This window comes from Paenibacillus hubeiensis (assembly GCF_032334105.1).
GTDB lineage: Bacteria > Bacillota > Bacilli > Paenibacillales > Paenibacillaceae > Paenibacillus > Paenibacillus hubeiensis.
The window spans coordinates 12,951-26,072 of record NZ_JAVYAE020000001.1 but is presented as its reverse complement, the minus strand read 5'-3'; the positions used below and the strand labels follow the sequence as shown (position 1 = coordinate 26,072).

Sequence of the window (13,122 nt, the reverse complement as noted above, 5' to 3'; positions counted from 1 at the left end):
AATAGGTTTACCTGTTCACAGTTTAATGATAATCACGCCGGCAACCATCAAGGCAATGCCCAAAAACTGCGGCAGTTTCATTTTTTGCTTTTCCACGCCAAACCAACCGTTGCCGTCCACGACGAACGTGAGGAACAGCTGAGCGATGAGCAGCGCAGAAATGGTGAACGTTACGCCGATGCGCTGAATCGCGGTCACCTCGCTGAAAATAATGAGCGCAGCAAAGGCGCCGCCTGCCAGATACAACGGATTGACCTGTTTCAAGCCCGTCCAATTGGCGTCCCGTACAAACACAAGAATAAGGGCAGCCAGGATAAATCCCGTAAGTTGCGTAATCGTCGCGGCCTGCCAGGTACCTACATCGCTGCTGATTCTGGCATTGGCGACCCCCTGCAAGGTGATGCAGGCCCCGCCGAGTATAGCGAAAATAATTCCTTTCATTGTATAAGCTCTCCTTATCCATTCACTTCGAAATCTATTAAATGACAAATGAGCCCCATTGCCAAGGACATATGTCCTCAGGGGGTTCGATGGGCGTAAAACGTAAAAACCCCCTTAAACAGAGGGTTCCAGTTCCATAACCTTCTTTAGAATACCCGATAAACCGGCTCATTCGGCACGAATTGCACGTTTAATTCCTTAAAGGCGACCTTCAGCCTGTCCGCCAGCATGCGCATGCCCGGGATTTCGCTTTCGGCATGGCCCATCATGATCAGCGCCTTCTGCAGGCCTTGACCGACGGCATCGCGGACGTATTCTGGCGTTTCCCATTCAAACCCTTCCCCGGCGATAATGAGGTCGAGCCGTTCCTGCTGCATAAGGGGAATCGTCAAATTGCCGTTGCCGCGAAATCCAACGAGTATGGCGGCACGCCTGCAAACCATCCCAGGATCGCCGACTGCCCGGAGGTACTCGATGCCGGTCGCATTTCGGATATGGCTTGCCATGTCCCGCAGGGTCCACTCTTCGGGAAAAGAGAGCACGTGCGCTTCTTTCATCCTCTTTTCAACATGAGGCAGCCAACCGAGCGCGTGCACCAGTCCTTCCGTAATGCCGTCCGGCGAAGCTTGATGAATGGAGTCATGACAACGGAAAATGGCAATTCCGGCGTCCTCGATGAGCCTGCGTTTATGTTGATAGACAGGATCGTTCGCAAGCCAATCCGTGTGACCATGATGACTATAGAACGGAGATTCGTGCGAGATGATGAGGTTGGCGCCCAAGCGGATCGTTTCTTCGATGACATGATGGGTGGGCATGAAAGCCGTGACCACGCCTTTAACCTGCTGTTCGGGCGAACCTGCAATCAGCAGGTCAACCGTGGTTTCCCGTTGTTCCGCTCCGACGTTCAGGTGGCGCATGATGTCTCGTACAGTGAAATTCATCCTGATTTCCTCCAGTGAGAGATAATGTTCTGTCCAGTGTACCATGTTCGGGTGCAGAAACGGAGGGGGGGTTGCAATCTCGCCCGATGAATGTCGCATCCAAGCAAGCTTTCATTGATAAATGGATCTCGACGAAGCAGGGGCAGATGTTATAATGGGTGTATGGATACACGTGTTCGCATGTTTGCGGGAGAAGGTGAATGATGGAGATGAGAAACAGAGATGCGGGCCAGTTGGAGTTCATGGAGATCGATCTGCGAGAGGAAGGCGAAATACCTCGTGTCCCGATTCCGGATCGTTCCGCTCTGCGCCAGACAGGGGCGTATCCTGCACGTTCGGGCGGAGGAATCTTGTTTTCGGAAAAAAAATTTGTGGAGGAAGCGAAACGGCTGGTCGACATGAATGTCGCGGCCGCCGAGCGGGTTCCTTTCATGAGCTACTGGCCGACGTATGGCGTCATGGACGATGCCCAAAGGCAATGGTATTTTTTCTGGAGATCGGAGGTAAGGCAAGGCAGATATCCCGATACGGATCTTTCCTATGTGTTCGTTCATGTTTACGAGCTGATCAACGGAATCGGCTGGCAGCAGCCCGAAGCGGGTTATGGTCAATTGAAGGAGCTGTGGTCCCAATATCAAGCGCGTTTGCCGCAGCTTGATGCGTACATGCAGGAATGGTTGGTGGATTATGCGCTGATCCATCGTCTGGACGGTTCGTTCGGTGAACTGGTGGACCTTGCCGATGGCAGGCTGCCCGCAGAGGTGCTCGATATGGAGATGTGCAGGCTGCTGAAGCAAGCTGAGCCTCATATCCCTTTGAAGCTGCTGCAGCGATATGTTGAATACGACATCACGCTCAGCAAATTTTACAGGGACGGCGGCTGCGAAGCGTTGGAAGAGTTCGTTCCGGGAACGATCGCTGTCGTGAATGCCTACATGACCCGTACCCGGGGTGGGGGAATCTGGGAATTGTACGGACCAAGCGGCGAGAAAACAATGGAACGAGTGTTGTTCCGCAAAGCGGTATACGATGACGGTTTGTATGGAAAAAAAGCGCTGCTAACCTATAGCCCGATTGGAGAACAGCCTGAATTCGTCCGTTTGGCCACGCAGCTATTCCGCTCGATCGAGAACAAACTGCGCGAGCTGTCGGGTTTCCGGGGGAGGCTGCGCGGCAATTCCCTTGAACCTGAACTGGCGAAGCTGGTCGAGCGTTACCTGGACAAGGCTTATTCGGCCAGACAGGAGAAGCCCGGCGAGCGAACCGTTATCGCCATTGATGCGGACAAACTCGCGGTGCTTCAGGAAGAGAGCGAATATGTGCGCCAAGCTTTGACGGTAGAAGAGGCCGGAGACCCCGCCTTGCTTGAGGGTGATTTTGGAACGTTTGCGGAAGACCAGCCGGATCTGCCTGCGCAAACGACGGCAGGTTCTGCTGCGGGTCTTCATCCTGCGGCAGAGGTCTTCGAAGCCGAAGACATACCGGGAATGCATACGTTTGAAACCCAACCAACGACCGCTTCCGGTCTTGCCGGCGCCGAAACGCTTTGGGACGAAACGGCGCTCCGAGAGCTGGATGAAGAATGGAAGCAATTTGCCGCAGCGCTTGCTCCAAGGCATGTGCTGGCGATTTTGGCGCTGCTGGGCGAACAGCCTGACGCTGCCTTGATGCAAGTCGCCGAGCAATGCGGCACGATGCCTGCGCTTCTGCTGGACGAAATCAACGACGTCGCCATGGAGACGATCGGAGACCTGCTGGTGGATGGCGACCGCATTATGGAGGAATATATGGACCCATTTGAACACGTGAAGAGCATGAGGTGAAGCTGAATGACAGAACTTAAAATCCCCAAGCGGCTGACTACCGCGCTGGTGAATTCCTTGACGGCCGGCGTCGTGCCGCGGATCGGCCTGGAGCAGATCGCGGTCGGCCGCAAGCCGGAAGTGGAGGCGATGCTGCGCGACATGGACAACATCGCCGAAGGCGGAGCCGCCTTTCGTTTGATTACGGGCAGGTACGGCAGCGGAAAAAGCTTTCTTTTGCAAATGATCCGCAATTACGCGATGGACCGCGAGTTCGTGGTGGCCGATGCGGACCTGTCGCCCGAGCGCAGGCTGGTTGGAACGAAGGGGCAAGGGTTGGCTACGTATCGCGAGCTTATGACGCGCATGTCCACGCGCACCCGCCCCGATGGCGGCGCTCTGGAGCCTTTGCTGCAGAAATGGATCGCAGGCCTCCAGCAGCAAGCAATGCAGAACTTGGGACTGCGACCGGATGATCCGGCATTGACGAGCGAGGTCGAGACGCGGATCTACGCCGTGACGCAGGAGCTGCAGAACCTGGTGCACGGATTTGATTTTGCCAAGGTGCTGGCCGCGTATTGGACCGGGTACAAGCTCGGCGACGACGAGCGGAAACAAGCCGCCTTGCGCTGGCTCCGTGGAGAATACGCCACGAAGACCGAAGCGAAAAAAGAACTGGCCGTCGGCGTCATCGTCGATGACGACAACTGGTATGACTATTTCAAATTATGGTCCGAGTTCATGGCCCGGATCGGATATAAAGGGCTTTTGTTGTTCATTGACGAGGCCGTGAACCTGTACAAGATCAGCAACAGCATCGCGCGCCAGAGCAACTACGAGAAGCTGCTTACCATGTTCAACGATACGATGCAGGGCAAGGCGGAACACTTGGGCATTTTCGTGGGCGGCACGCCGCAATTCGTTGAGGATGAGCGCCGGGGCCTGTTCAGCTACGAAGCGCTGCGTTCCAGGCTTGTTGACGGTCGGTATTCAGCCAAGGCGTATGCCAACTACACCGGACCGATCCTGAAGCTGGCGATGCTGTCGCACGAGGAAATTCTGATCTTGCTGCAGAAGCTGCGCCAGATCCATGCCCTGCATTTCGGATATGCCGCAAGCCTGACGGACGATGACCTGGTCGGTTTCATGCAAATGGCCGTAAATCGCCTTGGTGCGGACGAGCTGCTCACGACGCGCGAAGTCGTTCGCGATTTCATGGACGTGCTCCATACGCTGCATCAGAATCCTCACGTGAATTATGCGGAACTGCTGGGGGAACGTGGGGCGAAGGCTGGAAATGCCGGACAGGGGACGAATGCGGAAAGCGACCGGGACGATATGGACGACTTCCTGGCGGAGTTCGAGCTATGAGCGGCCAGAACCAGCGCGAAAACCCGTTTTACAGGCTGGCTCCGTTCGTGCAGGAGTTCATTTACAAAAAGCGATGGGAATCGCTGCGTCCTGCCCAGATCGAAGCGTGCAACATCTGTTTCCACACCCCGCATCACATGCTGATTGCGGCCGGCACGGCTTCCGGTAAAACGGAAGCGGCTTTTTTTCCCGCGCTCACGGAGCTATACGAACGTCCGTGCAAATCGGTAGGCATCCTGTACATCGGACCGCTCAAGGCGCTGATCAATGACCAGTTCGAACGGCTCAAGGATTTGCTGGTCGAAGGCAACATCCCGGTGTGGCACTGGCACGGTGACGTGCCGCAGGCGGAGAAGACGCGGCTCGTGAAAAATCCGTCCGGCGTGCTGCAGATTACGCCCGAATCGCTGGAAGGCCTGCTCATGAACCGGCCGAACGCGATTCCTGCGCTGTTCCATGATCTGCGGTACGTCATTATCGACGAGGTTCATGCGTTCATGGGCGCAGACCGGGGAATTCAGGTGCTGAGCCAACTGGCGCGCCTGGAACGGATGGCCGGCTGTGCGCCGCGCAGGGTCGGATTGTCGGCAACACTCAGCGATTACGATGCGGCCACCGCGTGGCTTGGTGCCGGAACGGGACAAGGGGTTGACGTGGTCACTTCTCCGGGCGGCCGCAAGCTGAGGCTGCGTGTGGAGCATTTCTCTTTTCCTGACGCCAGGGACGAGGAGCAGGCCGAGCAGCTGCATCATGCGCGCAAGGCGTACTACGATTTTATTTATGAGAGCACCCACCGCAAAAAAGCGCTGATCTTTACGAACAGCCGTACCGATGCAGAGGTGACGATTCTTGAGATGCGCCGCGTGGCTGCCCGAAGGGAAGAACGCGACGTCTTCCACGTGCACCATGGCAGCATATCCGCCATGCTCAGGGAAGAGACGGAGGCGGCGCTGCGAAGCGGTCCGGGTCCTGCCGTGGCTGCAGCCACGGTGACGCTGGAGCTCGGCATCGACCTTGGCGAGCTGGAGCGGGTGGTGCAGCTTGGGGCACCGTACAGCGCATCGAGTTTCGTACAGCGTTTGGGTCGCTCGGGACGGCGGGAGGACATGGCCTCGGAAATGCTGTTTGTCTGCCCGGAAGAAGAGGACGAAGAAGCCCAGCTGCCTGCCCGCATGCCATGGACGCTGCTGAGGGCCATTGCCGTCATCGAGCTGTACGTTCGGCACAGATGGGTTGAGCCGCTGCAGTCGCGACGGATGCCGATCGGCGTGCTCTACCATCAGACCATGAGCATGCTGAAAAGCATGGGCGAGGCCGAACCGAGGGAACTCGCCGACGCGATTCTTTCGTTGGCTCCCTTTGCGGAGATCACGCTGGAGCAATATGATGTTTTTCTGAACTATCTGATCGATACCGACCATTTGCAGTGGACCGAAGAGCGAACGCTGATCATTGGTTTGACCGGGGAGAAGACGGTGAACAATTATCGTTTTTATGCGGTATTCAAGGATGATGAGGAGCACAAGGTGCTGAATGGCTCGGAAGAAATCGGCTCCATTACGACCGTACCGCCTCCGGGGTACTGCTTCTCCTTGGCCGGCAAGCTGTGGAAGGTGGAAGAGGTGGATCACAAGCACAAGTCGGTCTATGTGAAGGCGGCCAAGGGAAAAGTGGACACTTTATGGCTTGGCGCGGGCGGCGACATCCATACGGCAGTCATCCAAAAGATGCGCGAGGTGCTGTCGGAATCGGCGATCTACCCGTACTTGTCGCCTCAAGCGGTGAATCGGCTGGAACGCGCCCGGCGTCTTGCGCGGGCAAGCGGGCTGCTGAAGCAAGTCGTCATTCCGGCGGGCGGAGACTCGCTCTATGTGCTGCCATGGGTAGGAAGCAAGGCATTTCGCACGTTGGAGCGGCTGATGAAACATAACCTGTCCGGCAAGCTAAGCTTACGTTCGGTCGTGCCGATGGAGCCTTATTATTTCGTGGTATCCGGCAAAGTGGATGAACGGACTTTGCTGGCGGAAATCATGAGTGAATGCCGGATGGCCTCTGACGCATCTGCGCTATTGGCAGAGGACGAAGCGCCGTACCTTGGCAAATATGACGAATTCGTGGCCCCCCCGCTAATTCGTGAAGCTTTCGCCGCAGATGGGCTCGACTTGCCTGGCTTACGGGATGGGCTGCAGAAAACGCTGGAGTGGGATGCATAACGAGGGGCTTCAAGAAATATTCATCGAATAACATTACGTTATTGCGTCATGTAAACAGGGTTGTGTAATTTAGGCCTCGGAAGCGCCTGTAAATCAAAGCTGCCAGAAGAGGCTTGACACCACCTCACCTGCCATGTAATATATGAATCGTTGTCATCAAAGGACTGTGGCCGAAGGCTCGGATAAGCCGATGCAGGCTCAGTCGAACGTATAACAAATCCATATTCCATTCGTATAACCTCGCAGGCCGTCAGTGTACACAGGGCGAGGGTTTCTACAGGAAGCCTTAACTTCCTAACTACGAAGCTGAAGAATTGGCTCACAGCCGATTCCCGGCGACGGAGTTAGGATTTTTTGCGTATTGACATCGAACGAAACGGCAGGAGGTTTATCGGCAATGAAATATTATTTGGCCGTTCTCGCGGGAGCGCTGAGTTACGGCATTTTATCTACGATCGTTGTTTTGGCCTACGGACAGGGGTACCAACTTGGCGAGGTGGTCGGCAGCCAGTTATTTGTAGGCTTCATCCTGTCATGGGCGCTTGCTTTGTATACCAAATTCCGGATGAAACGAAGCGGTGCAAAAGCTGGCAAAGCATCGGCAGCGGCGTCTGATGCCAAATCCGGAGGATTTCAGTCCTTGACGTGGAAGCACCGCCTGATGCTGATGGCTGCAGGTACGCCAACCGTCATGACCGGACTGGTTTATTATCAGTCCTTGCGGTATATTCCGGCATCGCTGGCGATCATCCTGTTATTCCAGTTCACATGGATCAGCGTACTGATTCAAGCTGTAAGCAAACGCGAGCGGCCGGACAAAGTCATGTTTTTGACACTATTGGTGTTGTTCGGCGGCACGCTTCTGGCAGCAGGGTTTCTGGAGCATGGGTTAGGCGAATTCAGCGGCTGGGGTATCGCCCTTGGTTTGATGTCGGCCGTGAGTTATTCATTGTTCCTTCTCTTTAGCGGTAAAGCAGTCCCTGCCGCGCATCCGGCATTTCGCAGTGCCTGGATGGTTACCGGCGGTTTGATTTTGCTCTGCATTCTGTTTCCGCCGACGTTTTTGTTTAACGGATTGATCTGGGGACAGCTGCTGGTTTTCGGCTTGCTGCTTGGATTTTTCGGCGCGTTTATCCCGCCTGTGCTTTTTGCTTTCGGCGTACCGCATACCGGCGGAGGCATGGCGGGCATTCTCGGAGCTGCGGAGCTTCCCGTCGCCGTATTGATGTCTTCCATTGTATTGCATGAGCATGTGAGCAGCTTGCAATGGTTCGGCGTCATCCTCGTATTGCTTGGCATAGCATTGCCGGAGCTGTATAAATTACGGGCGGCACGATCCCGGACGCTGTATTCCTGACAACGGGTTATGTTCCTTTTCCAAAGAAGTCTTGCAAGACCATAGCCCAGTGGGGCCATTTTCATCGGGATGTAAATCGGTTATGCTAATAGGGTTGTGAATCGTTGGATTTGCGTACGTAGAACGGAAAGAGGAGCGTTACCTATGAACATGTTGAAAAAAGGATGGCCTTACCTTGCACTGGGACTTGGTGTCATTGTCGTGCTGGGAGCGTTCGCCGTGTACTTTTTGGGCAAAGATATGTCCCCGGGTACAGGAACGGCGGCAGTTGCCAAAGCGGACACGGCGGAGGATTTGGCCGGATATGAAGTGATCCATGTCAGCGTAAGCAATGACGGCTTCGTGCCGAACGTCATCGAAGTCAAAGCTGGCGTGCCGACCAAAATCAACTTTAACCTGACCCGGAAAGTCACGCATATCAATTCGGTGCTTTCCAGCAAGCTTGGCATGGATTTTTATTTGCAAAAAGGCGACAATTACTATACGATCGATCCCAACGTAAAGCCGGGGGAATACGAATTCAATTGCGGCATGTACATGGAATATGGGACGATCAAGGTCCTCTAAGCAGGACTGGCCAGGATAGGAGCAAAGATTCGGGTTCGCCGGCGCTTTGCTCCTATTTGCTATGCGTGATATCATGGAATGGTCCGGACAATATGCAGGAGGTGGCATGAAATGAAAGCGCTATTTATCGGTGGGACAGGTACGATCAGCACGGCGATTACGAACCAGCTTGCCCTTGAGGGATGGGACCTTTATTTGTTGAATCGGGGGAATCGGAACGAGGACCTGCCCGGTGAAGTAAAGGTGCTTCAAGCAGACATCAACGACGAGGCCAAAGTTGCGGAGCTGGTTGCAGATCTGGAGTTCGACGTGGTGGCCGATTTCATTGCATTTGTGCCCTCACAGCTGGAGCGGGATTACCGTTTGTTCAAAAACAAAACAAAGCAGTTCATGTTTATCAGCTCGGCATCGGCGTATCAGACGCCTTTGGCGGACTATCGGATTACGGAAGGCACGCCATTGTCGAACCCGTACTGGGAATATTCCCGCAACAAAATCGCTTGCGAGGAATATTTGATGAAGCTGTATCGGGACGAGGGATTCCCGGTAACCATCGTTCGTCCGAGCCACACCTATGGCGATCGGTCCGTCCCGCTGGGCGTTCATGGCGCCAAAGGCAGCTGGCAAGTGTTGAAGCGCATTCTCGAAAACAAACCGGTTATCATTCACGGCGACGGCACGTCGCTCTGGACGATTACGCATAACCGTGATTTTGCCAAAGGGTTCATCGGCCTTATGGGCAATATTCATGCCATCGGCGATTCGGTACATATTACTTCCGACGAGTCGGTCACCTGGAACCAAATTTACGGCATCATCGCCGATGCACTGGGCAAACCGTTGAATGCCGTCCACGTTTCGTCCGCATTCCTGGCGGCATGCAGCGATCAGGACCTGCACGGAAGCCTGCTGGGAGACAAAGCGAATACGGTCGTGTTCGACAACAGCAAATTGAAAAGGCTTGTTCCCGATTTCGTGGCAACGACGCGGGCGGATCAGGGCATCAAGCGCACGATCGAGCATATTTTGGCGCATCCCGAGCTTCAGGTCGAGGACCCGGAATTCGATGCATGGTGCGATGATGTCATTCAGGCGCTGGAGACGGCACTGTCCCAAGTCGGGAAAAGAAGCGAGGTCGTGCAATGAGCCAAACGGCGAACCGATTGACCAAACAGGTTGTCAAAACGGTATCGATCGAATATTTGCTGCATATCCCGAAGGCCGCCAAGATGTCTGCGGACAAGACGTGGCCCGTCATTCTTTTCCTTCATGGATCGGGAGAACGAGGCGATGATGTGGAGAAGGTAAAAGAGCACGGATTGCCGGCCATTGTAAGCAAGGATGATGACTTTCCATTTATCGTCATTTCGCCGCAGTGCCCGGAGGATGACTTTTGGGCGATGCAAAAGGAAGTGGTCATGGCCGTGCTTGAACATGTTCTTGCGAACACGCCTGCGGACCCGAAAAGGGTGTATTTGACGGGACTCAGCATGGGGGGATACGGCGCGTGGGGACTTCCCGCGGATTATCCGGGCGTGTTTGCGGCGGTCGCACCGGTATGCGGCGGCATTTCTCCCTCCAAGGCGGAGCGATTAAAGGATACCCCGATTTGGGCGTTTCATGGCGCGAAGGATGATGTCGTTCCATTGTCCGAATCCGAAAATATCGTTGATGCCTTGAAGGCATTGAATGCCGACGTGCGGTTGACGGTATATCCGGAAGGCAACCATAACGCCTGGGATGAGACGTATGCCAATCCGGAATTATACGAATGGTTTTTAAAGCATACGCTTGCATGAACCCGGTACGCCGGTCAAGGCGAACGGATGATATATCAACAATATACAAGATTGAACAGGCGCCTGGGACGTACAGCACAAGAGTTGTGCTGGCCCAGGTGTTTTTTTGCATTTCACGGTTTGCTTTTTGGTCCGATGCGAGCTAATCCGAAAATCGTCCATGATAAACCTCTGAATGTCAATGTGCAGGCAGGTGCATGTGCCGTATGATCAGCTTATACGAGGGGAGCTATCCCCATTTTCAGTCGAGGTGATTATGAATGAGTTCAGGCATGCACACGGGAGATTCCGTGATCCGTTATACGCTGAATCAACCGGACAAGCAGATTCGCCCGGGAATGATGTCCGGCCGAGGCGGCAGAAATCCGCACGGCGATTTTTATGATTTTACCAACTATTATATGACCCGAAACGGCAAACCCCATATTCCGGTGGTAGGCGAATTTCACTTTGCCCGATTTGCGCATTTGCAATGGGAAGAAGAACTGCTGAAGATGAAGGCAGGCGGGGTCAACATCGTGGCTACCTACGTTTTCTGGAACTTCCATGAAGAAGAGGAGGGTGTGTTCGACTGGGCGAACCACCTGAATTTGCGTCATTTCGTGGATCTTTGCGGCAAACATGAGCTGGCCCTGATCGTCCGCATCGGTCCGTTCTGTCATGGAGAAGTCCGCAATGGAGGCATGCCCGATTGGCTGTTCAGTTATCCTTTCGAAGTCAGATCGAACGATTCCGGATACCTGCACTACGCTGCGCGTTTGTATCGACAGATTGCACGGCAATTGAAGGGACAGTACTTTCAGGAAGGCGGGCCGATCATCGGCGTTCAGTTGGAAAACGAGTACATGCATGCCGGAGCGCCCTTGGACGCTTGGGGATATAAGGCTGGCAAATACATTACTTCCGGGCGGGACGGGGAAGAGCATCTGGCCAAGCTGCGCGAAATTGCGATGGATGCAGGCATTCGCCCATTGTTTTTTACCGCTACGGCTTGGGGAGGGGCCGCCGTGCCTGAAGGAGGCGTGCTGCCCATGCTGGCAGGATACGCCTATACGCCGTGGATTCCCGATCAACCGCCAAGCGGGGAGTATTTGTTCCGCGACTTGCATGAATCTCCGATGGAGCGGGTGCAGTATGACAGCCGCGAATACCCCGCAGCCTACTGCGAGCTGGCGGGAGGAATGCAGGTCAGCTATCATGCCCGGCCTTACGTCGACGCAAGCAGCGTGGAAGCGATGACGGTGGTGAAGCTGGCGAACGGCAGCAACCTGATCGGTTTTTACATGTATCACGGGGGGACCAATCCTGCCTCGCAAAAGGGTTATTTGAACGAGCATGCCTTGCCTAAAATGACATACGACTACCAGGCACCGCTCGGCGAATTCGGACGGGTTGGCGAATCGTATGACCGCATCCGCATGTTATCCATGTTCCTGGAAGCTTACGGCGAAACGCTTGCGCCGATGGGCTGCGTCATTCCCGAAGAGCAGCAAACGTTGACGCCGGACGATACGACAGGACTGCGCTGGTCCATGCGCCAGCAAGGCGGTATGGGATTTGTTTTCCTGAACAATTATCAGGATCATGTGCAGATGCCGGATCGGCAGGTACGCCTTGAGTTGGATACACCCCACGGCATTGTGAATTACCCATATGAGGGAAGCCTGCAGCTGAAAAGCGGGTGCGCCGCCATTTTGCCGTTCCATCTCGATCTATATGGCATCAGACTGGTCAGTGCCACGGTGCAGCCGCTTACCCGTTTCGTGTCGGAAGAAAACGACGAGGTTACCGTTGTATTTTATGAGCATGAAGGGATGAAAGCGGAATATGTTTTTGAAGCTTCTTCCATAAACAGCCTTGAAATGGAGAGAGGAAGCTTCAAGGAACAAGACCGGATGGTTGTGATCTACCCCGAGCCGGGCAAGGATAGTGATATCAAGGTGACCACGGCCAATGGACGCATCATCCGCATGTTCACGCTGACCCGCGAGGAGGCGCTGCAAACGTATCGTTTTCGGTTAGGCGGTCAAGAACGTCTCATTATCGGCAAGAATCATCTTTATGTCAAACACGATCAGTTGATCTGTACTTCGCCGGGTTCGGCAGAAACGGAATTGGCGATATATCCCATGCCGGATCAGGTTGCCGCGTCCGCCTTTGCCGAACTGTCATGCGGAAAACAAGGGCAGTTCGGACTCTACAGGCTGAAGGTTCCCGTCTACACCCCCGAATTGCAGATCGAGTATCCGAAGGAGCACACGGCCGTCCTCCATATGAATACCACATGGCCCGAACAGATCGAGGATGTGTTCGTGGAAGTGGATTATGAGGGAGACGTGGCACAGGCTTATCTCCACCGGCGGATGCTGACGGATCATATTCAATACGGGGATACATGGAAAATCGGATTGAAGGAGTTCGTTATGGAGCTGGAAGAGCGTCCGCTAAGATTAATCATTACGCCGATTCGAAAGGGAACGGTAACGAGCTTTGTCAATCAGGCTTACGTCGAACAATTTGATGGGATCGAGCTGGGGGAATTTCGCCGAATCGAGGCTGTACCTCATTACCGGGTTGGTTTGACCGTGAACGGATAATGTGTAGAGTTTTAGAGGGATACGAGAAGGG

At 54.5% G+C, this 13,122-nt stretch carries 10 protein-coding genes and 1 riboswitch; of the genes, 8 read left to right on the top strand and 2 right to left on the bottom strand.

Annotation, left to right across the window (positions count from 1 at the left end; genetic code table 11):
• Positions 1 to 15: 15 nt before the first annotated feature.
• Both RSX24_RS00095 and RSX24_RS00090 read right to left on the bottom strand, forming a co-directional pair.
• A complete protein-coding gene (locus tag RSX24_RS00095; RefSeq protein ID WP_339277859.1) occupies positions 16 to 441 on the bottom strand; it encodes a DMT family transporter in 426 nt (141 codons plus the stop codon).
• A 146-nt stretch (positions 442 to 587) separates the two neighbouring features.
• Entirely contained in the window at positions 588 to 1,385 is a 798-nt protein-coding gene (locus tag RSX24_RS00090; RefSeq protein ID WP_343259342.1) for a Nif3-like dinuclear metal center hexameric protein, read from the bottom strand.
• A 209-nt stretch (positions 1,386 to 1,594) separates the two neighbouring features.
• On the opposite strand from RSX24_RS00090, the gene RSX24_RS00085 reads away from it, so the two are divergent.
• From RSX24_RS00085 to RSX24_RS00050, 8 genes are all read left to right on the top strand, one after another.
• Positions 1,595 to 3,208, top strand: coding sequence for a TerB N-terminal domain-containing protein (locus RSX24_RS00085; RefSeq protein ID WP_343259341.1), 1,614 nt, complete (start codon positions 1,595 to 1,597; stop codon positions 3,206 to 3,208).
• Positions 3,209 to 3,214: 6 nt separating this feature from the next.
• Positions 3,215 to 4,558, top strand: a complete 1,344-nt coding sequence (locus RSX24_RS00080) for an ATP-binding protein (protein ID WP_343259340.1) — start codon at positions 3,215 to 3,217, stop codon at positions 4,556 to 4,558.
• Positions 4,555 to 6,771: a DEAD/DEAH box helicase gene (locus RSX24_RS00075; protein WP_343259339.1), complete on the top strand. Its 2,217-nt coding sequence runs from the start codon at positions 4,555 to 4,557 to the stop codon at positions 6,769 to 6,771. Before RSX24_RS00080 ends, RSX24_RS00075 begins: the two co-directional genes overlap by 4 nt.
• A gap of 210 nt (positions 6,772 to 6,981) precedes the next feature.
• Positions 6,982 to 7,092, top strand: a riboswitch (purine riboswitch).
• Between the two features lie 76 nt (positions 7,093 to 7,168).
• Positions 7,169 to 8,128: an EamA family transporter gene (locus RSX24_RS00070; protein ID WP_236419601.1), complete on the top strand. Its 960-nt coding sequence runs from the start codon at positions 7,169 to 7,171 to the stop codon at positions 8,126 to 8,128.
• A gap of 144 nt (positions 8,129 to 8,272) precedes the next feature.
• Positions 8,273 to 8,695: a cupredoxin domain-containing protein gene (locus RSX24_RS00065; RefSeq protein WP_236419602.1), complete on the top strand. Its 423-nt coding sequence runs from the start codon at positions 8,273 to 8,275 to the stop codon at positions 8,693 to 8,695.
• Between the two features lie 111 nt (positions 8,696 to 8,806).
• Positions 8,807 to 9,841, top strand: a complete 1,035-nt coding sequence (locus tag RSX24_RS00060) for an SDR family oxidoreductase (RefSeq protein WP_236419604.1) — start codon at positions 8,807 to 8,809, stop codon at positions 9,839 to 9,841.
• Positions 9,838 to 10,494, top strand: coding sequence for a carboxylesterase family protein (locus tag RSX24_RS00055; RefSeq protein WP_236419605.1), 657 nt, complete (start codon positions 9,838 to 9,840; stop codon positions 10,492 to 10,494). Before RSX24_RS00060 ends, RSX24_RS00055 begins: the two co-directional genes overlap by 4 nt.
• Positions 10,495 to 10,754: 260 nt before the next feature.
• A complete protein-coding gene (locus RSX24_RS00050; protein WP_343259338.1) occupies positions 10,755 to 13,091 on the top strand; it encodes a beta-galactosidase in 2,337 nt (778 codons plus the stop codon).
• Positions 13,092 to 13,122: the final 31 nt, after the last annotated feature.

Excerpts from the sequence above, each read along its gene's own strand:
- RSX24_RS00095 (WP_339277859.1), bottom strand. The coding sequence starts at position 441 with ATGAAAGGAATTATTTTCGCTATACTCGGCGGGGCCTGCATCACCTTG.
- RSX24_RS00090 (WP_343259342.1), bottom strand. The coding sequence starts at position 1,385 with ATGAATTTCACTGTACGAGACATCATGCGCCACCTGAACGTCGGAGCG.
- RSX24_RS00085 (WP_343259341.1), top strand. The coding sequence starts at position 1,595 with ATGAGAAACAGAGATGCGGGCCAGTTGGAGTTCATGGAGATCGATCTG.
- RSX24_RS00080 (WP_343259340.1), top strand. The coding sequence starts at position 3,215 with ATGACAGAACTTAAAATCCCCAAGCGGCTGACTACCGCGCTGGTGAAT.
- RSX24_RS00075 (WP_343259339.1), top strand. The coding sequence starts at position 4,555 with ATGAGCGGCCAGAACCAGCGCGAAAACCCGTTTTACAGGCTGGCTCCG.
- RSX24_RS00070 (WP_236419601.1), top strand. The coding sequence starts at position 7,169 with ATGAAATATTATTTGGCCGTTCTCGCGGGAGCGCTGAGTTACGGCATT.
- RSX24_RS00065 (WP_236419602.1), top strand. The coding sequence starts at position 8,273 with ATGAACATGTTGAAAAAAGGATGGCCTTACCTTGCACTGGGACTTGGT.
- RSX24_RS00060 (WP_236419604.1), top strand. The coding sequence starts at position 8,807 with ATGAAAGCGCTATTTATCGGTGGGACAGGTACGATCAGCACGGCGATT.
- RSX24_RS00055 (WP_236419605.1), top strand. The coding sequence starts at position 9,838 with ATGAGCCAAACGGCGAACCGATTGACCAAACAGGTTGTCAAAACGGTA.
- RSX24_RS00050 (WP_343259338.1), top strand. The coding sequence starts at position 10,755 with ATGAGTTCAGGCATGCACACGGGAGATTCCGTGATCCGTTATACGCTG.